The organism is Streptomyces sp. NPDC033131 (assembly GCF_055578365.1).
On sequence record NZ_JBVIPA010000037.1, the window covers coordinates 1 to 20,255 of the forward strand.

Annotated in this window: 16 protein-coding genes; 5 read left to right on the forward strand and 11 right to left on the reverse strand. The window is 70.0% G+C overall.

Features of this window, described 5'->3' with window-relative positions:
- Positions 1-128: 128 nt before the first annotated feature.
- The 3 genes from ACZ5XS_RS34785 to thyX all read right to left on the reverse strand — a co-directional run bounded on the left by ACZ5XS_RS34785 (position 129) and on the right by thyX (position 3,820).
- On the reverse strand, positions 129-1,814 hold the full coding sequence (locus ACZ5XS_RS34785; protein ID WP_468658135.1) for a ribonuclease J: 1,686 nt from the start codon (positions 1,812-1,814) through the stop codon (positions 129-131).
- Positions 1,815-1,968: 154 nt separating this feature from the next.
- Positions 1,969-2,868: a 4-hydroxy-tetrahydrodipicolinate synthase gene (gene dapA, locus ACZ5XS_RS34790; protein WP_468658137.1), complete on the reverse strand. Its 900-nt coding sequence runs from the start codon at positions 2,866-2,868 to the stop codon at positions 1,969-1,971.
- A 211-nt stretch (positions 2,869-3,079) separates the two neighbouring features.
- A complete protein-coding gene (gene thyX, locus ACZ5XS_RS34795) occupies positions 3,080-3,820 on the reverse strand; it encodes an FAD-dependent thymidylate synthase (protein WP_468658139.1) in 741 nt (246 codons plus the stop codon).
- Positions 3,821-4,020: 200 nt separating this feature from the next.
- Between thyX and ACZ5XS_RS34800 the strand changes: the two genes are divergently transcribed.
- The gene (locus ACZ5XS_RS34800) at positions 4,021-4,257 is read left to right on the forward strand and encodes a hypothetical protein (protein WP_468658141.1); all 237 of its coding nucleotides are present in this window, start codon (positions 4,021-4,023) and stop codon (positions 4,255-4,257) included.
- A gap of 92 nt (positions 4,258-4,349) precedes the next feature.
- The gene (locus tag ACZ5XS_RS34805; RefSeq protein ID WP_468658143.1) at positions 4,350-4,904 is read left to right on the forward strand and encodes a hypothetical protein; all 555 of its coding nucleotides are present in this window, start codon (positions 4,350-4,352) and stop codon (positions 4,902-4,904) included.
- 72 nt (positions 4,905-4,976) lie between these two features.
- Here ACZ5XS_RS34805 and ACZ5XS_RS34810 read toward each other — a convergent pair whose 3' ends face one another.
- From ACZ5XS_RS34810 to ACZ5XS_RS34835, 6 genes are all read right to left on the reverse strand, one after another.
- Entirely contained in the window at positions 4,977-5,429 is a 453-nt protein-coding gene (locus tag ACZ5XS_RS34810; RefSeq protein ID WP_468658145.1) for a hypothetical protein, read from the reverse strand.
- A 7-nt stretch (positions 5,430-5,436) separates the two neighbouring features.
- A complete protein-coding gene (gene dapB, locus ACZ5XS_RS34815; RefSeq protein WP_468658147.1) occupies positions 5,437-6,189 on the reverse strand; it encodes a 4-hydroxy-tetrahydrodipicolinate reductase in 753 nt (250 codons plus the stop codon).
- A 48-nt stretch (positions 6,190-6,237) separates the two neighbouring features.
- The gene (locus ACZ5XS_RS34820; protein WP_468658149.1) at positions 6,238-7,617 is read right to left on the reverse strand and encodes a M16 family metallopeptidase; all 1,380 of its coding nucleotides are present in this window, start codon (positions 7,615-7,617) and stop codon (positions 6,238-6,240) included.
- The gene (locus ACZ5XS_RS34825; protein ID WP_217234538.1) at positions 7,614-9,830 is read right to left on the reverse strand and encodes a polyribonucleotide nucleotidyltransferase; all 2,217 of its coding nucleotides are present in this window, start codon (positions 9,828-9,830) and stop codon (positions 7,614-7,616) included. Before ACZ5XS_RS34825 ends, ACZ5XS_RS34820 begins: the two co-directional genes overlap by 4 nt.
- 341 nt (positions 9,831-10,171) lie before the next feature.
- Positions 10,172-10,459 (reverse strand): 30S ribosomal protein S15, encoded by a 288-nt coding sequence (gene rpsO / locus ACZ5XS_RS34830; RefSeq protein ID WP_217234539.1) that lies wholly within the window; start codon positions 10,457-10,459, stop codon positions 10,172-10,174.
- Positions 10,460-10,652: 193 nt separating this feature from the next.
- Positions 10,653-12,131 carry an outer membrane protein assembly factor BamB family protein gene (locus ACZ5XS_RS34835; RefSeq protein WP_468658151.1) on the reverse strand — a complete coding sequence of 493 codons (1,479 nt, stop codon included), beginning with the start codon at positions 12,129-12,131 and terminating at the stop codon, positions 10,653-10,655.
- Between the two features lie 149 nt (positions 12,132-12,280).
- Between ACZ5XS_RS34835 and ACZ5XS_RS34840 the strand changes: the two genes are divergently transcribed.
- Entirely contained in the window at positions 12,281-12,577 is a 297-nt protein-coding gene (locus ACZ5XS_RS34840; RefSeq protein ID WP_468658153.1) for a DUF397 domain-containing protein, read from the forward strand.
- Positions 12,578-12,630: 53 nt separating this feature from the next.
- Here ACZ5XS_RS34840 and ACZ5XS_RS34845 read toward each other — a convergent pair whose 3' ends face one another.
- A complete protein-coding gene (locus tag ACZ5XS_RS34845; RefSeq protein ID WP_468658154.1) occupies positions 12,631-14,133 on the reverse strand; it encodes an outer membrane protein assembly factor BamB family protein in 1,503 nt (500 codons plus the stop codon).
- Positions 14,134-14,171: 38 nt separating this feature from the next.
- Positions 14,172-15,674, reverse strand: a complete 1,503-nt coding sequence (eccD, locus tag ACZ5XS_RS34850) for a type VII secretion integral membrane protein EccD (RefSeq protein WP_468658277.1) — start codon at positions 15,672-15,674, stop codon at positions 14,172-14,174.
- Positions 15,675-15,994: 320 nt separating this feature from the next.
- Between eccD and eccCa the strand changes: the two genes are divergently transcribed.
- Both eccCa and ACZ5XS_RS34860 read left to right on the forward strand, forming a co-directional pair.
- Positions 15,995-19,969 carry a type VII secretion protein EccCa gene (gene eccCa, locus ACZ5XS_RS34855; protein WP_468658279.1) on the forward strand — a complete coding sequence of 1,325 codons (3,975 nt, stop codon included), beginning with the start codon at positions 15,995-15,997 and terminating at the stop codon, positions 19,967-19,969.
- 51 nt (positions 19,970-20,020) lie between these two features.
- The gene (locus tag ACZ5XS_RS34860) at positions 20,021-20,251 is read left to right on the forward strand and encodes a DUF6199 family natural product biosynthesis protein (protein ID WP_468658155.1); all 231 of its coding nucleotides are present in this window, start codon (positions 20,021-20,023) and stop codon (positions 20,249-20,251) included.
- The last annotated feature ends 4 nt before the right edge of the window (positions 20,252-20,255 follow it).

Below are 20,255 nucleotides of genomic sequence, written 5' to 3' on the forward strand. Positions count from 1 at the left end.
CCCCCCCCCCCCCCCCCCCCCCCCCCCCCCCCCCCCCCCCCCCCCCCCCCCCCCCCCCCCCCCCCCCCCCCCCCCCCCCCCCCCCCCCCCCCCGCTCCTGGTTCACGCAGATGAAGGCCGACGGACCGTCAGACCTCCACCACCACAGGGAGGATCATCGGCCGACGCCGGTAGTTGTCCGAGACCCACTTGCCCAGGGTCCGGCGGATGAGCTGCTGCATCTGGTGGGGCTCCACGACGCCGTCCTGAGCTGACCGCTCGAGGACCTCCGTGACTCTCGGGATGACATCGCTGAAGGCCGAGTCCTCGATTCCGGAGCCGCGGGCCTGGACGTGCGGCCCTCCGGTGATCTTGCCCGTCGAGGAGTCGATGACCACGAAGACCGAGATGATGCCCTCGTCTCCGAGGATCTTGCGGTCCTTCAGCGCCGGCTCCCCGACGTCACCGACCGAGAGGCCGTCGACGTACACGTAGCCCGCCTGCACCTTGCCGGAGATCTGCGCCTTGCCCTCGATGAGGTCGACGACCACGCCGTCCTCGGCGATGACGATCCGGTCGTGCGGGACGCCGGTCAGGGCGCCCAGTTCCGCGTTGGCGCGTAGGTGGCGCCATTCCCCGTGGACCGGCATCAGGTTCTTCGGGCGGCAGATGTTGTAGAAGTACAGGAGCTCGCCCGCGGAGGCGTGGCCGGAGACGTGCACCTTGGCGTTGCCCTTGTGGACGACGTTCGCGCCCCAGCGGGTCAGGCCGTTGATGACGCGGTAGACCGCGTTCTCGTTGCCCGGGATCAGCGACGACGCCAGGATGACCGTGTCGCCCGGGACGATGCGGATCTGGTGGTCACGGTTGGCCATGCGGGACAGGGCCGCCATCGGTTCGCCCTGGGAGCCCGTGCAGACCAGGACCACCTCATGGTCCGGGAGGTCGTCGAGGGTCTTCACGTCCACGACGAGGCCCGGCGGGACCTTCAGGTAGCCCAGGTCCCGGGCGATGCCCATGTTGCGGACCATCGAGCGGCCGACGAAGGCGACCCGGCGGCCGTACTCGTGGGCCGCGTCCAGGATCTGCTGGATGCGGTGGACGTGGCTGGCGAAGCTCGCCACGATGATCCGCTTGCGGGCGTTGCCGAAGACGGTGCGCAGGACGTTGGAGATGTCGCGCTCGGGTGGGACGAAGCCCGGTACCTCGGCGTTCGTCGAGTCGGAGAGGAGGAGGTCGATGCCCTCCTCGCTCAGTCGTGCGAACGCGTGCAGATCCGTGAGGCGGTTGTCCAGCGGAAGCTGGTCCATCTTGAAGTCGCCCGTGTGGACCACCATGCCGGCGGGCGTGCGGATGGCCACGGCCAGGGCGTCCGGGATGGAGTGGTTGACCGCGACGAACTCGCAGTCGAAGGGACCGATGCGCTCGCGGTGTCCCTCCGTCACTTCCAGGGTGTACGGACGGATGCGGTGCTCCTGGAGCTTGGCCTCGATCAGGGCGAGGGTCAGCTTGGAGCCGATGAGCGGGATGTCCGGCTTCTCGCGGAGGAGATAGGGGACGCCGCCGATGTGGTCCTCGTGGCCGTGCGTGAGGACGATGCCCTCGATGTCGTCGAGGCGGTCCCGGACGGACGTGAAGTCCGGCAGGATCAGATCGATGCCGGGCTGCTCCTCCTCGGGGAAGAGCACGCCGCAGTCGACGATCAACAGGCGGCCGCCGTACTCGAAGACGGTCATGTTCCGGCCGATTTCGCCGAGGCCGCCGAGCGGGGTGACGCGCAGGCCGCTCGCGGGGAGCGGCGGGGGCGGGCCGAGTTCAGGATGCGGATGACTCAAAAGACTCTCCTCACCACACGCGCCACGTACCGGTGGGCACGTGGCGCGCATGACGTTCGTGCAGAAGCAGTTGTCGTTGTGGACACAGGCACCGGTGGCCTGTTTATTCAGTTGTGAAGTCTTGATCGCGCGAAGCAGTTCGCGAAGTCTGGTGCTAGAGCTGTACCCCACCCGCGGCAAGATCGATCTTGAGCTGCTCGATCTCCTCGGGCGCGAGCTCGACCATGGGGGCGCGCAGCGGTCCGGCGGGCAGGCCCTGGAGGGCGAGCGCGGCCTTGGCGGTCATGACGCCCTGGGTGCGGAACATCCCGGTGTAGACCGGGAGCAGCTTCTGGTGGATCTCGGTCGCCTTCTGGACGTCACCGGAGGTGAACGCGTCCACGAGCGCCCGCAGGTCGGGAGTGACCACGTGGCCGACGACCGAGACGAAACCGACCGCTCCCACGGAGAGCAGTGGCAGGTTCAGCATGTCGTCGCCGGAGTACCAGGCGAGGCGGGAGCGGGCGATGGCCCAGCTGGCTCGGCCCAGGTCGCCCTTGGCGTCCTTGTTGGCGACGATCCGCGGGTGCTCGGCGAGGCGGACCAGTGTCTCGGTGTTGATCGGGACGCCGCTGCGGCCGGGGATGTCGTACAGCATGACCGGCAGTTCGGTGGCGTCGGCGAGGGCCGTGAAGTGCCGGTACAGGCCCTCCTGCGGGGGCTTGTTGTAGTACGGCGTGACGACCAGGAGGCCGTGTGCGCCCGTCTTCTCGGCCGCGCGGGCGAGCTGGATGCTGTGGTGGGTGTCGTTCGTGCCGACGCCGGCGACGACGTGGGCGCGGTCGCCGACGGCCTCCAGGACGGCTCGTACGAGATCCGATTTCTCCGCGTCGCTGGTGGTGGGCGACTCGCCGGTGGTGCCGTTGACGATCAGGCCGTCGTTGCCTGCGTCCACCAGGTGGGTGGCGAGCCGCTGTGCGCCGTCGAGGTCGAGTGCGCCGTCCGCCGCGAAGGGCGTGACCATGGCGGTGAGGACCCGCCCGAAGGGGGTCTGCGGAGTGGAGGTCGGAGCCATGGGTAACACGCTACTCGCTGCTCAAGGCCGGGTCTGCCCTCGGGTGAGGCGACAAGTGGTGACAAATGCGGAGCCCGGCACTGCCTGCTCGGGGGTTCAAGCAGTGCCGGGTCCGTTTGATCAGGCTAGATGAACTTCACTAAATGCCGCAATACGGACACTTCGTGAGGCTGACCCGTACATCTGTGCCCTGTGGGGGAACGAGGGTGCGCTACGGCGCCACTCGGCCGTTCGCGTTGAAGGCCGCGTACGTCAGCGGCATGAGCTGGGCCCACTCGGCCTCCATCTTCTCGCCGACCATCTCGATCTCCCGCTGCGGGAAGGACGGGACCTTCGCCAGCTCGTGCTGGGTGCGCAGGCCGAGGAAGTGCATCAGCGAGCGGGCGTTGCAGGTGGCGTACATCGAGGAGAAGAGGCCGACGGGGAGGACCGCGCGGGCGACCTCGCGGGCGACGCCTGCGGCGAGCATCTCCTGGTAGGCCTCGTAGGCCTGGCGGTAGGAGTTGTCCATGGTGCGGCCGACCAGCTCCTGCTGGGCCTGGGTGCCCTCGACGAAGACGTACTTGCCCGGGCGGCCCTCCTGGACCAGCTTGCGGGACTCACCGGGGACGTAGAAGACCGGCTGGAGCTCGCGGTAGCGGCCGCTTTCCTCGTTGTACGACCAGCCCACCCGGTGGCGCATGAACTCGCGGAAGACGAAGATCGGGGCGCTGATGAAGAACGTCATCGAGTTGTGCTCGAAGGGGCTGCCGTGCCGGTCCCGCATGAGGTAGTTGATCAGGCCCTTGGAGCGCTCCGGGTCCTTGCCCATCTCCTCCAGGGACTGCTCGCCGATGGTCGAGACGCGGGCGGCGAAGAGCACGTCGGCGTCGGACGCGGTGTGCTTGACGAGCTCGACGGTGACGTCGCTGCGGAAGCCGGGCTTGAGGTCGTCGGCGGGGGTGTCGGTCACGGCTCGGAGGGTCCTTCCATCACTTCTGTCGGGCGGCGCCCACTCTACGGCCCGGCACTGACATCGGGGCGTTCGGTGCCGGGACGCGACAACTTCGGTGAACTTCTGCGAATTCGGCGAATCATGGCACCTTTTGGGGCACCCGCTCGTCTGTGTCAGTGAGAGTCACTCGTTCGACCCCGAAGGGAGAAGCACCCCCGATGTTCCGTCGGCGCGAACCCGTACCGTTCGCCTTCCTCGCCGAAGCCGACAAGTTCCGCAGCAATGTCGCTCCCCCGCCCCGCGAGCGGGCGTCCGTCAGTCAGATTGCCGGGCGCTGGCTGCTGGGGCTCACCATCGTCGCCGCCCTCGTGGGCTCCCTGGTCGTCGGGATGCCGGCGCTCAGTCCGGATCAGTCGACGCAGACGCAGCAGTCCCAGGCGTCCCAGGGGCACTGACTCCATCCGGACCCCCAGAGGTGGTGGGCAGGGACGCAGGTCGATAACCTCACCGGGCACAGCCCATGGATGGATTGAGTGAGGACCCAGCCGTGCCCCTGCCCTTCCTGACGGCCGACCGCGCATTCGAGTCAGCGGACGACGTCGCGTTGCCTTTCGACGACCGCGACCGCTGGCGGCGCCCCTACCGGCCCGGCCCGTGGCGCGTGGGAGCGGCCGCGGTCCTGCTGCTGCTCGCCTCGTACGTGCTGTTCGCGGCCGTCATCATCGCGCTGACCGGCTCGGTGTCCGAGGCGGGTGTGGTGTTCGGTATCGCGCTGCTCGTCATCGTCGGCGCCCTGCGGCTGCTGCGGGTGGGCGTGTGGGTGAGTGCCTACGGACTGCGCCGAGTGGACTTCCTCTTCACGCGCACCGTGCCCTGGGAGCGGGTGACGGCCGTGCGGACGGTGCAGCAGCCGGTGCGCTGGCTCGGACTGCCGCGCACCATCCAGGGTCAGGCACTGCTCCTCGTACGCCAGGACCGGGCCGCGGACGACGTGTCGGTCCTGCTGACCACGCACAACGCGGACTTCCTGGCGCGTGCCGCGGCCTTCGACAGGGCGTCGGACGCGGTCGAGGCATGGGCCTACGAGTACCAGCGAAGCTGACGTCGGCAGCTACGCGAAGGGGCCGGTCCGCAGGTGGTGCGGGTCGGCCCCTTCGGCGTACGGAGCGAGCGGTCAGGCCTGGACCGGCCTGCCTTCGTGGAGGGCGATCGCCCGCTGCATGGCCTTGCGGGCGCGCGGGGTGTCGCGGGCGTCCTGATAGGCGACGGCTAGACGGAACCAGCTGCGCCAGTCGTCGGGAGCCGCTTCCGTCTCGGCCTTGCGCTGGGTGAAGACCTCGTCGGCGGAGTCGCGGTCGATGCGGCCGCCGGGGGTGCGCTTCAGCTCGTCGACGGGCAGGCCGCCCTGGGCGTCGAGTTCGGCGGCGAGCCGGTTGGCCTTGCGGACGAACTGGGTGTTCTTCCACAGGAACCACACGCCGATGACCGGCAGGATCAGCACCGCCACGCCGAACGTGACGGTGAGGAGCGTGCCGGTCTGGATGAGCATGACACCGCGGCTGCCGACCAGGACGAAGTAGAAGACCAGGGCGGCGGCCGTTATGGCGTAGGAGAGCTTGGCTCGCATCGCGGTGTCAGCCCAGGTCCAGGAAGTTTTCCAGGCCGAAGGTCAGGCCAGGGGTGGTCACCACGCGGCGGGCGCCGAGCAGGATGCCCGGCATGAAGCTGCTGTGGTGGAGGGAGTCGTGGCGGACGGTCAGCGTCTCGCCCTCGCCGCCCAGCAGGACCTCCTGGTGGGCGAGCAGTCCGCGCAGGCGGATGGCGTGCACGGGCACCCCGTCCACGCTGGCCCCCCGCGCGCCGTCCAGGGCCGTCGCCGTGGCGTCCGGCGCCGGGGCGGAGCCGGCCGCGCGGCGGGCCTCGGCGATGAGCTGGGCGGTGCGCGTGGCGGTGCCCGACGGGGCGTCCACCTTGTTCGGGTGGTGCAGCTCGACGACCTCGACGGACTCGAAGTACGGCGCGGCGATCTGCGCGAACTTCATGGTCAGGACGGCCCCGATGGAGAAGTTGGGCGCGATGAGCACGCCGGTCTCCGGGGACCGGTCGAGCCAGCCCTTGAGCTGCGCGAGGCGCTCGTCGGTCCAGCCGGTGGTGCCCACGACCGCGTGGATGCCGTGCCGTACGCAGAACTCGAGGTTGTCCATGACCGAGGCCGGCGTGGTCAGCTCGACGGCGACCTGGGCACCGGTCTCGGCCAGCGTCTCCAGCTTGTCGCCCCGGCTGAGGGCGGCCACCAGCTCCATGTCCTCGGCGGCCTCGACCGCTCGTACCGCCTCGGAGCCGATCCGGCCCTTGGCGCCGAGGACCGCCACGCGCAGCTTGCTCATCTTCTTGCTTCCTTAACCGTGGTTCCGGAGTCCCGGGGTTCGGATTGGTTAGGCGACGGCCTCGTGCAGACGGGACGCCTGCTTGTCCTTGAGCGGGCCGATGACCGACAGCGAGGGCCGTCGGCCCAGGATCTCGCCGGCGACCGAGCGGACGTCGTCCGGGGTGACCGAAGCTATCCGGGCCAGCATGTCGTCGACGGACATCTGTTCGCCCCAGCACAGCTCGCTCTTGCCGATGCGGTTCATCAGCGCGCCGGTGTCCTCCAGGCCCAGGACCGTGGAGCCCTGGAGCTGGCCGATGGCGCGGCCGATCTCGTCGTCCGAGAGGCCGTGCTCGGCGACGTGGTCGAGTTCGTCGCGGCAGATCTTCAGCACGTCGTGCACCTGGCTCGGGCGGCAGCCCGCGTACACGCCGAACAGGCCGCAGTCGGCGAAGCCGGAGGTGTACGAGTACACGCTGTAGGCCAGGCCGCGCTTCTCGCGGACCTCCTGGAAGAGGCGGGACGACATACCGCCGCCGAGGGCGGTGTTCAGCACCCCCAGCGCCCAGCGCCGCTCGTCCGTACGCGCCAGGCCCGGCATGCCGAGGACGACGTGGGCCTGCTCGGTCTTGCGGCCGATCAGATCGACGCGGCCCGCGGTGCGCAGGGCGCGGCGGCCTTCGCGCGGCGCGACGGGGTCGGCGTCGGGCTGTTTGAAGGCGCCGGCCTTCTCGAAGGCGGCGCGGACCTGTCGTACGACCTTGTTGTGGTCGATGTTGCCGGCCGCGGCGACCACGAGGTGGGTCGGGTCGTAGTGCTTCTTGTAGAAGCGGCGGATGCGGTCGGCGGTGAGGGCGTTGACCGTGTCGACCGTGCCGAGGACCGGGCGGCCGAGGGGGTTGTCGCCGAACATGGTGTGCGCGAACAGGTCGTGCACGCAGTCGCCCGGGTCGTCCTCGGTCATGGCGATCTCTTCGAGGATCGCGCCGCGCTCGACGTTGACGTCCTCTTCACGGATGAGCGAGCCCGTGAGCATGTCGCAGACGACGTCGATGGCCAGCGGCAGGTCGGTGTCGAGCACGCGTGCGTAGTAGCACGTGTACTCCTTCGCCGTGAACGCGTTCATCTCGCCGCCGACGGCGTCGATGGCGGAGGAGATGTCCAGGGCGGACCGGCGCTGCGTCCCCTTGAAGAGGAGGTGCTCCAGGTAGTGGGTGGCGCCGTTCAGGGCCGGGGTCTCGTCGCGGGAGCCGACGTGGGCCCAGATGCCGAAGGTCGCGGAGCGTACGGAGGGGAGGGTCTCGGTGACGATGCGCAGGCCGCCGGGGAGGGTGGTCTTGCGCACGACACCGATGCCGTTGGTCCCCTTGATGAGGGTTTGGGTACGGGCGACGGCCCGCGCCTCCGAGGAGGTGCGGGCCGTCGCCGTGGAGCTGCTCGACGTCACTGGTCGGTGTCGTCCTTCTTCTCGTCGTCGCCTTCGCCCTCGATCACGGGGATGAGGGAGAGCTTGCCGCGGGAGTCGATCTCGGCGATCTCGACCTGGACCTTGGAGCCCACGGCGAGGACGTCCTCGACGTTCTCCACGCGCTTGCCGCCGGCGAGCTTGCGGATCTGCGAGATGTGCAGCAGACCGTCCTTGCCCGGGAGCAGCGAGACGAACGCACCGAAGGTGGTCGTCTTCACGACCGTACCCAGGTAGCGCTCGCCGACCTCCGGCATGGTCGGGTTCGCGATCGAGTTGATCGTGGCGCGGGCGGCCTCGGCCTGCGAGCCGACCTGGGCACCGATGTAGATGGTGCCGTCGTCCTCGATCGTGATCTCGGCGCCGGTGTCCTCCTGGATCTGGTTGATCATCTTGCCCTTCGGGCCGATGACCTCGCCGATCTTGTCCACGGGGATCTTGACGGTGATGATCCGCGGGGCGTTGGGGGACATCTCGTCCGGCGTGTCGATCGCTTCCATCATCACGTCGAGGATGTGGAGGCGGGCGTCACGGGCCTGCTTGAGGGCCGCGGCCAGGACGGAGGCCGGGATGCCGTCCAGCTTGGTGTCGAGCTGGAGGGCGGTCACGAACTCCTTGGTGCCGGCGACCTTGAAGTCCATGTCGCCGAAGGCGTCCTCCGCACCGAGGATGTCGGTGAGGGCGACGTAGTGCGTCTCGCCGTTGATCTCCTGGGAGATCAGGCCCATGGCGATACCGGCGACGGGCGCCTTCAGCGGCACACCGGCGTTCAGCAGCGACATGGTGGAGGCGCAGACCGAGCCCATGGACGTCGAGCCGTTGGAGCCGAGGGCCTCGGACACCTGACGGATCGCGTACGGGAACTCCTCGCGCGTCGGCAGGACCGGCACGATGGCGCGCTCGGCGAGAGCGCCGTGGCCGATCTCGCGGCGCTTCGGGGAGCCGACGCGGCCGGTCTCGCCGACGGAGTACGGCGGGAAGTTGTAGTTGTGCATGTAGCGCTTGCGGGTCACCGGGGAGAGGGTGTCCAGCTGCTGCTCCATCCGGAGCATGTTCAGGGTGGTGACGCCCAGGATCTGGGTCTCGCCACGCTCGAACAGCGCCGAACCGTGCACGCGCGGGATGGCCTCGACCTCGGCGGCGAGCGTACGGATGTCCGTCAGCCCACGGCCGTCGATGCGCGTCTTCTCCTTGATGACGCGCTCACGGACCAGGGCCTTGGTCAGCGAGCGGTACGCGGCGGAGATCTCCTTCTCGCGTCCCTCGAACTCCGGCAGGAGCTTCTCGGCGGCCAGCGCCTTGACGCGGTCCAGCTCGGCCTCGCGGTCCTGCTTGCCGGCGATGGTGAGCGCCTGGGCGAGCTCGGGGCGCACCGCGGCGGAGAGCGCCTCGAAGACGTCGTCCTGGTAGTCCAGGAAGACCGGGAACTCGCCGGTCGGCTTGGCGGCCTTGGAGGCGAGGTCGGCCTGGGCCTTGCAGAGCACCTTGATGAAGGGCTTCGCGGCGTCCAGACCGGAGGCGACGACCTCCTCGGTCGGCGCCTCGGCGCCGCCCTTGACCAGCTGGATGGTCTTCTCGGTGGCCTCGGCCTCGACCATCATGATCGCGACGTCGCCGTCCTCGAGGACGCGACCGGCTACGACCATGTCGAAGACGGCGTCCTCGAGCTCGGTGTGCGTCGGGAACGCGACCCACTGGCCGTTGATCAGCGCGACGCGGACGCCGCCGATCGGGCCGGAGAAGGGCAGGCCGGCCAGCTGCGTGGACGCGGAGGCGGCGTTGATCGCCACGACGTCGTACAGGTGGTCGGGGTTGAGCGCCATGATGGTGGCGACGACCTGGATCTCGTTGCGCAGGCCCTTCTTGAAGGACGGGCGCAGCGGGCGGTCGATCAGGCGGCAGGTGAGGATGGCGTCCTCGGAGGGACGGCCCTCACGGCGGAAGAAGCTGCCGGGGATCTTGCCGGCGGCGTACATCCGCTCCTCGACGTCCACCGTGAGGGGGAAGAAGTCGAGCTGGTCCTTGGGGTTCTTGGAGGCGGTGGTGGCCGACAGCACCATGGTGTCGTCGTCCAGGTACGCCACGGCGGAGCCGGCGGCCTGCTTGGCCAGGCGGCCCGTCTCGAAGCGGATGGTGCGGGTGCCGAAGGAGCCGTTGTCGATGACGGCCTCGGCGTAGTGGGTCTCGTTCTCCACTAGTACTTTCTCCTCGTCTTCGTCCCTCGGCTGCCCGTGTGGCAGGGGGACGGTTGCGGAGAAGCGCTCCGTCTGGTGCGGGCCGGTCTTCGATCGAAGCCCTCGGGGCTCTCTTCCCCCCGGGGGCCACTACCGAGGACCGGCGGCGGCGAGGTGCGCTCCTCCTCGTTCGTTTGTCGTGATGACGCCCTACCCTCAGCGAGTACCCGTCATCACTCTGTGTCGTCCGTATTGCGTTGTGCTACCACACTACAAAGCGTCGGTGACACTCCGCACGTTTCCGTACGTACAGCAAAGGGAGCGGCCCCGATGATCACGGGAACCGCTCCCCTCACGGCGTCTTACTTGGCGCCCGCCGCACCGCGGCGGATGCCGAGGCGGTCGACCAGCGCGCGGAAGCGCTGGATGTCCTTCTTAGCGAGGTACTGCAGCAGGCGGCGACGCTGACCGACCAGGATGAGCAGACCACGGCGGGAGTGGTGGTCGTGCTTGTGGGTCTTGAGGTGCTCGGTCAGGTCCGAGATACGGCGCGAGAGCATCGCGACCTGGACCTCGGGGGAGCCGGTGTCGCCCTCCTTGGTACCGAACTCGGTGATGAGCTGCTTCTTCGTTGCGGCGTCGAGCGACACGCGTACTCCTCGTAGTCTGTGAAGGGCCACCGAGTGCCCCCGGTCCACATCTCGGGGGAGCTTCCGTTACTCGGGAGGCGGGGATCCGCTGGGCGCGGCCTCCAGGGCGTGGGCTCCGGGGGCGCGTACACAAACGGCCACAGCACAGACTACCAGCCTGCGAGGATGCCCCCGACCGGGGTGGTCTGCGGTGTCAGCCGCCGGTCTCGAACCCGTCGGCGAGCCACAGGCCCTCCCCTTCGTCGTCCTTGCTCACCGGTCCGGCGAGGCTCGTGGCGGCGAAGAAGACGCGGCCGTGTTCGTAGCGGACGTCCAGGTACTCGAAGGGCAGCATGCCGACCGTGCCGTAGAGCAGGAGCAGGGTCTCCTTCCCCGACTCGGGGTCGATGCTCACGGCGGCGCTGGGCGTGTGGGCCGAGGTGGACTCCCGGACGGCGATCAGCCTGTCGCCGCTCATGCGGACGGGGTACATCGGCCGGCCGGCTCGGGCATCGAACTTCCCGGCGCTCTTCCCGGTGGCCAGGTCGAAGGCGACGATCTCGTTGGCCACCTGACCGTGGGCGCTCGCGGTGCCGGTGCCGCGGGCCTGCGTGGCGACGTACAGCTGCCGCTCGCCGACCACGACCGCCTCGCAGGTCTCGACCGGGCCTGTGACGTCGATGCCGTCGCCGCACTTGGTGAGGTAGTTCTGGACGGGCACCGAGATGGTGGCGCGGAACTCGCCCTGGTCACCGAGGGAGATCAGCTCGGTGACCACGAGGTCGCCCGCCGCGACGGCGATGACCACGGGGGACGAGGAGATCAGACGAACGTCCTGGACCCCCGGGGTCACCGCGTAGCTCCACAGGGGTTTTCCCGTCCCGGCATCCGTCCCCTCCACCCGAAAGCGCCGGTTGTCCGCGTTGCCGCACCTGACGACGCGCACGAGGGCCTTGCCCCCGGAGTAGCCGCTGTCCCCGCAGGCCGGTCCGGGCGTGTGCGACCAGAGCGGCTTCCCGTCGGTCATGGCGTACGCCGCCGAGCCGTCCTCCCAGGCCGCGACGACCTTTCCGCGCGTCATCGTGACCCTGGCGGGCACGAGTCGCCGCTCGGGCAACTCGACGTGCCACAGCCGCTTGCCCGTGTCGATGTCGAACATCGCGACCCTGTCGCACGGACCGCTCATGGTCCCCCCGCTCGGATCGGTCCTGGTGGGTTCGCTCGAGAAGGCCACGGCGGTCCGGCCGTCCGCGGTGACGTGCGGGGTGGCGGCGCAGACACCGCCGGGGAAGGTCAGCTTCCACGCCTCGCGGTTGGTCGAGACCCTGTACCCCGTGATGCGGTTGCCCACGGTCTTCGCGAACGTCCTGGCGGTCGCCCAGGTGCCCGTCGCCTTGACGTTCTGGCCGGCCTTGACGCCCTCGGCGCGACGCTCGACCGCGCTCACCGCTTCCGGAGTCGCCGGCCGCCGCTCGATCGTCTCCCGGATGTCGTCAGGGGCCTGCCTCACCGCGGCCGGGCTCTGGTCGGAGGGGGTGCCGGTGCCGTCGTACGACAGGACCCAGATGCCCGCGAGCAGCAGCGCGAGCGCGGTCGTGGTGGCACCGAGGGTGAGCAGTCGGCGGCGTTTTCTGCGGTTCTCGGCCGCCAGAGTGGACTCGGTGTAGACGGACGGCGGTGGGCCGAAACTCACGGACGGCACCTTTCTGCCGAGGGCGCGGATGTGTGAGGGAGTTGTCGCCCTTCGTGACGGTCGCTCATGAGCAAACGTCTGACCTGGGGGAACGACGGCCAGTAGGGTGACTGGACAGCTCGTTGCAGAGGGAAGGATCAGAAGTCGCCATGGCCGACACCAAGGACGAGGAAGTCAAGGCACGCAAGGAGCGCGAGAGGGACGAGCTGTACGCCCTCGACATCTCCGGCGTCGAGTGGCACAGCGCCCCGGGCACCGAGGAGCACGAGGAGCGGGTCGAGATCGCCTACCTCCCCGAAGGAGCCGTGGCCATGCGGTCGTCGCTCGACCCCGACACCGTGCTGCGCTACACGGAGGCGGAGTGGCGGGCGTTCGTGCTGGGGGCGCGGGACGGAGAGTTCGATCTGGACCCTGCGCCCCCCGGTGGCGGGCCTGCCGCTCAGTGACAGGCCGGGGGCGGGGAACGGGTGCACGGCCGGTTCCCCGCTCGTCGTCTCCGCTACCGGGTCGTGGTCATGCCGGCCCGCGCGGCGCTTTCGATGCCGAGGGCCAGCCAGATCCACTGCTTGCCCTTGGCGGGGCCGTTCGCCTCCTTCGCAGCGAAGAACAGCCGCCCGTCCTGGACGAGGATGTCGTACGAGTCCCTGAGCGTGAACACCTCGGCCTCCAGCGGCAGACCGAAGTAGAAGTACGGGGTCTCCTCCCCTGTCTTCGGGTCGAGACTCACCAGCGCCATCGGTGAGATGCGGTCGCCGCTCTCGCGCAGTGCGAGGAGCCGGTCGCCGCTCATCCGCATCGGGTACAGCAGCTCGTTGGGCCCCGAGTCGAACTTCTTGACCGTGTTCCCGGTCCTCAGGTCGAAGCCGACGATCCAGTTGGAGGGACGCTTGGCGTCCTCGTGGTCCTTGCTCCGGAGAAAGACCTGGCCGCCGCCCACCGGGATCGTGGGGCAGTCGTCGATGATGCCGTAGTCGGACGCGGCGTCGTTGCACTCACCGACGTACTGCCCGCCCTGCAGCCGGACCGTGGCACGGTTCTTGCCCTTGCCGTCCAGGGAGAGCAGCTCGGTGTAGCCGGTGTCGCCGGCCGCGACCGCGAGGACGGCGGGGTCGGTGGACGGGACCTGTACGTCCCGGACTCCGGACGCGATCCGGTAGGTCCACACGGTCCTGCCGGTGCCCGGCGCCACCTTGCGCACCTGGTACACCGTGGACTCCCACGCGGTGGCGGGCTTGTCACCCTGGGGGCAGGCGACCAGCACGAGCAGGGCACGTCCGCCGGCCACGCTGCGGTCCTTGCAGTCGCCGGGGCCCTCGGTGCGCCACAGCCGCCGGCCCCCGTCCATGTCGTACGCCTCGGAGCCGCCGTCCCGGGTCACGGCGACCGTGGCGTGGGTGAGGGTCACGCCGGTGGAATCCCACTTGCCGGACGTGAACGCGTGCTCCCAGATCTTCCGGCCGTCGTCCAGGTCGACGAAGGCCACGTGGTCGCAGTGGGCGTCCTCGCCGGTGCCCGAACGGAAGAGGACGGCCGTACGGTTCTCGACGGTCACATGGCGCGTGTAGCCGCAGATCGGGCCGGGGAACTGGAGCTTCCACTCCTCGTCGCCGACGGAGGCGTCCGTGCCGATCCTCAGGCCGACGAGGCTTCTGTTGATGCCCTTGGCGAGGATCTCGTCCGTGGCCCAGGTGCCGGGCATCTGGACCCGCTCGCCGGGCGCCATCTCGTCCTCCGAGAAACGGAACGCCATGACTCCGGTGGTGCTCTTGGGCGGTGTCTCGACCGATTCCCGGACGTCGAGGCGGCTTTGCGGGGCGGCGGCCAGGGGCTTGTTCGACGCTGACGGATCCCGGTCCCACAGCAGCCGGCCGCCGACGGCCAGGACGACGACCAGGACGGCCGCCACCCCGCCGAACAGCAGCGTCCTACGACGCTTCCTGCGCTGGAGGTCAGCCGAGACCGTCGACTGGGTGAATATCGATGGAGGTGGGCCGAAGCTCACGCTCGATGGTCCCTTCGCTCATAGCCGGATCGGCTGGATCAGCTCGTCATCGACCGGGCGGTGGTGTACACGTCGAAGACGGCCAGGGCCAGCGGCACCAGGGTGAGCAGCACGAAGCCCTCGGCGATCTCCAGGAAGCGTCCCCAGAACGGGGTGGGACCGCCGCGCGAGACGATCAGGCCGAGCGAGGTGACGAGCGCGGCCGTCGCGGCGATCGCCGCGACCAGCCAGATGGTCCGGATGTCGAGGTCGCCGCGGTCGCCCAGGAGGGCGTCGCGGACGATCGACTGCGGCGGGTTGAGCGCGAGACCGAGGCCGAGCAGGACGAGGGAGGCGAGTCCGGCGGAGAGGACGGGGGCGACCTGACCGGTGTACCGGAAGAGGTGGGCGCGCATCAGCAGGGCCACCCCGGTCGCGAGGGCGAGGAGCTGGGCCCAGACGTCGGACGAGAAGCCGAGGACCGCCGAGGAACCGACCACGGTCACCGCGCAGCCGCCCACCAGGCCGACCAGCAGCTCGTGGCCGCGCCGGGCCTTGGCGGCGATCCGCTCGGCGTCGACCGGCTCCTGGGGGGTGGGGTCGGTGTCGTACGCGCTGCGCGGGGCGGCCTCCGGGGTGTCGAAGCCGATCGGCAGCCGGGCGAAGCGCATCGACAGCCCCGGCAGGAAGGCGAGGGCGCCGACGGCGATCGGGGCGCACAGGGCGGCGATCTCGGAGGCCGTCCAGTCGGCGAGGGTGCCCGCGAACACGGCGAGCAGACCGATGGCGGAGGCGAAGACGAAGGCGACGAACGGCCCGTCTCCGCTCGGCGAGCACAACGTGAGCAGGAACGAGGCCAGCAGCACCGCAGCGCAGGCGAGGAGGAACTGGAGCTTGCCTATGCCCTGCCCGTCGGTGAGCGGGAGGAGTCCCGAGCCGGCCACGCCGACGTTGGGGAGGGCGCCGAGTCCCAGGGCGATGGCCGAGGCCCGGTCGTCGTAGACCCGGGCGCGTACGCACGCGAGGACGACCAGGAGCACACCGGCGATTCCGGCGAGGACGCCGGGCAGGCTGTGCATGTCGTGGCGCGGGTCGCCGGTCCAGGCCACGAAGGCGAGCAGGACCGGCAGGACACCGCCTCCGACGAGGCCTGCGGCGCGCGTCAAGTCGCCGCTCCACAGGGTGCGTTCGCTCGTCACCGCGGAGGCGACCGCTTCGGAGACGTCGTCGAAGACGGCCGGGGGCAGCGACTCGGCGAAGGGGCGCAGGGTGAGGAGTTCGCCGTCGAGAATGCGCTGGGCGGCGAAGGACCGGGAGCTGTCGAGGACGGTGCCGTCCCGGCGTACCAGGTGGTAGCCGACGGGTGCGCCCTCGGTGGGGCTCTGCTGGGAGAGCCTGAGGATCTCCGGATAGATGTCGGCGACCGGGATGTCGTCGGGCAGTGCCACGTCGATCCGGCTGTCGGGCGCGACGATCGTGACCCGGCAGAAGCCGAGCCCCGTGCCCGTACCGGAGGTCCCCGTACCGGTCCCTCCTCCGGTGGCTGCCGCGGAGGCCGTCATGCTCACCTGCTGATCCCCCTCAGTGATAATTCCGCGTCTGCGGTGTGAAAGTCCTGCGCCGCTTTTCCCGCCCGTCAGGACGGGCGCCGCGGGAAGGTGGCGACCAGTCCGCCGCGGGGCTGACACCGGTGTTCCGTACCTCGTCAGATGGCACGGAATGCCCTGATCCTCCAGCCCAACTCGCGTGTGCTCACGCGAACATCCGGCACCCTACCGTCCCGTCGTCTCTTGCGAAGTCAGTAGGATCACGCGGCGGCCTGCGTCCGCCCGAGACGGGGCGGCGGACGGACTCTCCGGGCCGGCCAAGGGAATGGATGACAGTGAGCCACATCGTCGTGAAGCGCCCGCCTCGGGTGCTGCCGTCCGAAGTGTCCACGCGGGAGATCGTCCTGCAGCCTCCGCCCGAACTGCCGCGGGGGCACCAGGAAAGCGTGCTGATGCAGCTCCTGCCGACGCTCGGCATGGGTGGCTCGGTGGTCTTCTTCTTCACGAGCGGGCAGCCGTTCATGAAGATCATGGGCATGATCATGATCGCGTCGACGATCGCCATGTCCATCGCGATGGTGGTCCGCTTCCGCCGCGGCTCCCAGGGTGAGTTGGCGGACATGCGCCGCGACTACCTCAGCTACCTGGCGCAGACCCGGCGCACGGCCGTCGACACGGCGAGGGCACAGCGGGACGCGCAGTACTTCCTCCACCCCTCCCCCGAGCAGCTGTGGGCGCTGGTCGCCGAAGGCAGCCGGGTGTGGGAACGGCGCCCCGGCGACGAGGACTTCGCCCAGGTCCGCATCGGCCTCGGCTCGCAGGCGCTCGCCAGTGCCCTGGTCGCCCCCGAGACCGCCCCCGTCGAACAGCTGGAGCCGCTGACGGCGGGCGCGATGCAGCGCTTCCTCGCCGTCCACAGCACCCTGGACGACCTGCCGATGGCGGTCTCACTGCGCGCCTTCTACCACGTCACGATCAGCGGTGACCCGCAGTCCGTACGGTCCTCCGCCCGGGCCATGGCCGGCTCGCTGGCCGCGCTGCACTCCCCCCAGGACCTCCTCATCGTCGTCGCGGCAGGCCGGCAGGCCCTGCCCCACTGGGAGTGGGCCAAGTGGCTCCCGCACGTCCAGGCGCCCGGTTCCGTGGACGGCGCCGGCAGCCGCAGGCTGATTGACAGCGACAGCCGCGAGCTGGAGAACCTGCTCGCCACCCGGCTGACCGGCCGTCCGCGCTTCCACCCGAACGCGGCGCCCCTGCCGGAGGAACCCCACATCGTCGTCGTACTCGACGGCCTCTCCCTGCCCCCCGACTCCGTCCTCGCCAACCCCGAGGGTCTGCAGGGCGTCACCGTCCTCGAGGTCGTCCCCGGCGAGCTGACCGGGGCCGGCGGCGAGCTCTCCATCGTCGTACAACCCGAGGCGCTGCACCTGGAGTCGGGGCACGGCGTCGTCTACGAGGGAACTCCCGACACCCTCTCCTACGAGTCCGCCGAAGCGCTCGCCCGGCAACTCGCCCCGCTGCGGATGGCCTCCGGCGGGGACGACGACGAACCACTGCTGGCCAACCTGGAGTTCACCGACCTGCTGAACCTCGGTGACGCGGCGTCCGTCGACACCCAGCGCACCTGGCGGCCGCGTTCGCTGGCCGAGCGGCTGCGGGTGCCGATCGGACTCGGCGAGGACGGCCGGCCCGTCATGCTGGACCTCAAGGAGGCCGCACAGGAGGGCATGGGCCCGCACGGGCTGTGCGTGGGCGCCACCGGTTCCGGCAAGTCGGAGCTGCTGCGCACCCTGGTGCTGGGCCTCGCGGTGACGCACTCCTCGGAGACCCTGAACTTCGTCCTCGCCGACTTCAAGGGCGGCGCCACCTTCGCCGGCATGGCGCAGATGCCGCACGTGGCGGCCGTCATCACCAACCTCGCGGACGACCTGACCCTGGTCGACCGCATGGGCGACTCCATCCGCGGCGAGCTCAACCGCCGCCAGGAGATGCTGCGCGACGCGGGCAACTACGCCAACATCCACGACTACGAGAAGGCACGCGCGGCCGGCGCGCCGCTGCAGCCGATCCCCTCGCTGGTCCTGGTGATCGACGAGTTCAGCGAACTGCTCACCGCCAAGCCGGACTTCATCGAGATGTTCGTCCAGATCGGCCGCATCGGCCGGTCGCTCGGCGTGCACCTGCTGCTGGCCTCGCAGCGCCTGGAAGAGGGGCGGCTGCGCGGACTGGAGACCTATCTGTCGTACCGGATCGGTCTGCGCACCTTCTCCGCCGCGGAGTCCCGGGCGGCGATCGGCGTGCCGGACGCCTACGAACTGCCCAACGTCCCCGGCTCCGGCATCCTGAAGTTCGGCACGGGCGAGATGGTGCGCTTCAAGGCGGCGTACGTCTCCGGCGTGTACCGCTCGGGCACACAGCGGTCGGCGCTGGGCAGCGGCCGGCTGCCGATGGACCGGCGGCCGGTGCTGTTCACCGCGGCCGAGGTGCCGGTCCAGTACGTAGCGGTACCGCAGCAGCGCCCTGCGGCCTCGGACACTCCGGACGTCGACGACGCTCTCGCGGACACCGTGCTGGACGTGGTCGTGCGCCGGCTGGAGGCGCAGGGCCCGGCGGCCCACCAGGTGTGGCTGCCGCCGCTGGACAGCCCGCCCTCCCTGGACAGCCTCCTGCCCGGACTCACCGCCGTACCGGGCCGCGGCCTCACCCAGCCCGGCTACGAAGGCGCGGGCCGCCTGATCGTGCCGGTGGGCCTGGTCGACAAGCCCTTCGAGCAGCGCCGCGATCCGCTCTGGGCGGACTTCTCCGGCGCGGCCGGCCACATGCAGATCGTCGGCGGCCCGCAGTCCGGCAAGTCGACGCTGCTGCGCACGCTGATCTCCGCGTTCGCGCTCACCCACACACCGCACGAAGTCCAGTTCTACGGCCTGGACTTCGGCGGTGGCGGCATGGCGGCGATCGCCGGACTGCCGCACGTGGGTGGCGTGGCCTCACGACTGGACCCGGAGCGCGTGCGGCGCACGGTGGCCGAGGTGTACGGCGTGCTCACCCAACGCGAGGAGTACTTCCGCTCCGCCGGCATCGCGTCCATCGCGGACTTCCGGGCCCGCCGTGCCCGGGGCGAGATCCCGGTCACGGACCAGCCGTGGGGAGACGTCTTCCTCGTCATCGACGGCTGGGGCAACTTCCGCGCGGACTACGAGGCGATGGACCAGGTGATCCACGACATCGCGGCGCGCGGCCTCGGTTACGGCATCCACCTGATCCTCACGGCCTCGCGCTCGATGGAGGTCAGGGCCGCCCTCAAGGACCAGCTGATGAACCGCCTGGAGCTGCGGCTCGGCGACACGATGGACTCCGAGCTGGACCGCAAGGTGGCCGCGAACGTTCCGGCGGGCGTGCCGGGCCGCGGACAGGCGCCGCAGAAGCTGCACTTCATGGCGGCGGTGCCCCGCATCGACGGTCTGACCTCCGACACGGACCTGGCGGAGGCCACGGCCGCGCTGGCGACCGAGGTCTCCCGGCACTGGCAGGCGCCCGGAGCTCCCGAAGTCCGCCTGCTTCCCCGCGAGTTCCCGGCCGAACAGCTGCCGCCCGGCAACCGTTTCCCCCAGCGCGGTGTCGCCTTCGCGCTCGACGAGGACAACCTTGAACCGGTCTTCGTCGACTTCGAGCAGGACCCGTTCTTCCTCGTCTTCGGTGAGAGCGAGTCGGGCAAGTCCAACCTGCTGCGACTGCTGATCAAGCAACTCACGGAACGGTACGAGGGCCACGAGGCCAAGCTGTTCGTCATCGACAACCGGCGCTCACTGCTGGACGTGACGCCGGCGTCGCACCTCGCCGAGTACATCCCCATGTCCAACTCCATGGACCACCACATGGCCGCCCTGGCCGACCTGATGCAGCGCCGCTCGCCCACGGCCGACGTGACCGCCCAGCAACTGCGGGACCGGAGCTGGTGGCAGGGACCGACGGTGTACGTCGTCATCGACGACTACGACCTCGTCTCCACGTCGAGCGGGAATCCGCTGGCGGGCCTGACCGAGCTGCTTCCGTTCGCCCGCGACGTGGGCGTGCGGTTCATCATCGCGCGGTCGACGGCCGGCGCGGGACGGGCCTCCTACGAGGCGTTCATGCAGCGCATCAAGGAACTGGGCGCCCAGGGTGTCGTCCTGGCCGGCGACCCGGCCGAGGGGGACCTGCTCGGCGGGGTCCGGCCGCGGCCGATGCCCGCGGGGCGGGGGGTCTTTGTGTCCCGGCGGCGGGGGAAGCCGTTGGTTCAGGTGGGGTTGGTGGCGGAGAGGGAGTTCTGAGGTGGCCTGCGTGGGGTCGGTGGTGTGCGTGGCGTGGGGAGGGACCTACTGATGGTGGGCGTGGGGATCTTCATGATCCTGCTCGCGCTGGCACTCGCCGGGCTCGGTGCGGCCGATCAGCGGGCGCTGTGGTGGCGGTTCCAGGCGCGCCGGTTCCGTGATCCGGAGGCGAACGAGCCGTCGGACTCGGAGTATCGGTCCAAACGGGTCGTGGCGTTTGTCTGTGCGGTGGTGATGGTGGGGATGGGTGTGTGGACGTTCTCGTTGGCTGCTCAGATGTAAGGCG

Excerpts from the sequence above, each read along its gene's own strand:
- dapA (WP_468658137.1), bottom strand. The coding sequence starts at position 2,868 with ATGGCTCCGACCTCCACTCCGCAGACCCCCTTCGGGCGGGTCCTCACC.
- ACZ5XS_RS34800 (WP_468658141.1), top strand. The coding sequence starts at position 4,021 with ATGTTCCGTCGGCGCGAACCCGTACCGTTCGCCTTCCTCGCCGAAGCC.
- ACZ5XS_RS34810 (WP_468658145.1), bottom strand. The coding sequence starts at position 5,429 with ATGCGAGCCAAGCTCTCCTACGCCATAACGGCCGCCGCCCTGGTCTTC.
- dapB (WP_468658147.1), bottom strand. The coding sequence starts at position 6,189 with ATGAGCAAGCTGCGCGTGGCGGTCCTCGGCGCCAAGGGCCGGATCGGC.
- ACZ5XS_RS34840 (WP_468658153.1), top strand. The coding sequence starts at position 12,281 with ATGGCCGACACCAAGGACGAGGAAGTCAAGGCACGCAAGGAGCGCGAG.
- eccD (WP_468658277.1), bottom strand. The coding sequence starts at position 15,674 with ATGACGGCCTCCGCGGCAGCCACCGGAGGAGGGACCGGTACGGGGACC.
- ACZ5XS_RS34860 (WP_468658155.1), top strand. The coding sequence starts at position 20,021 with ATGGTGGGCGTGGGGATCTTCATGATCCTGCTCGCGCTGGCACTCGCC.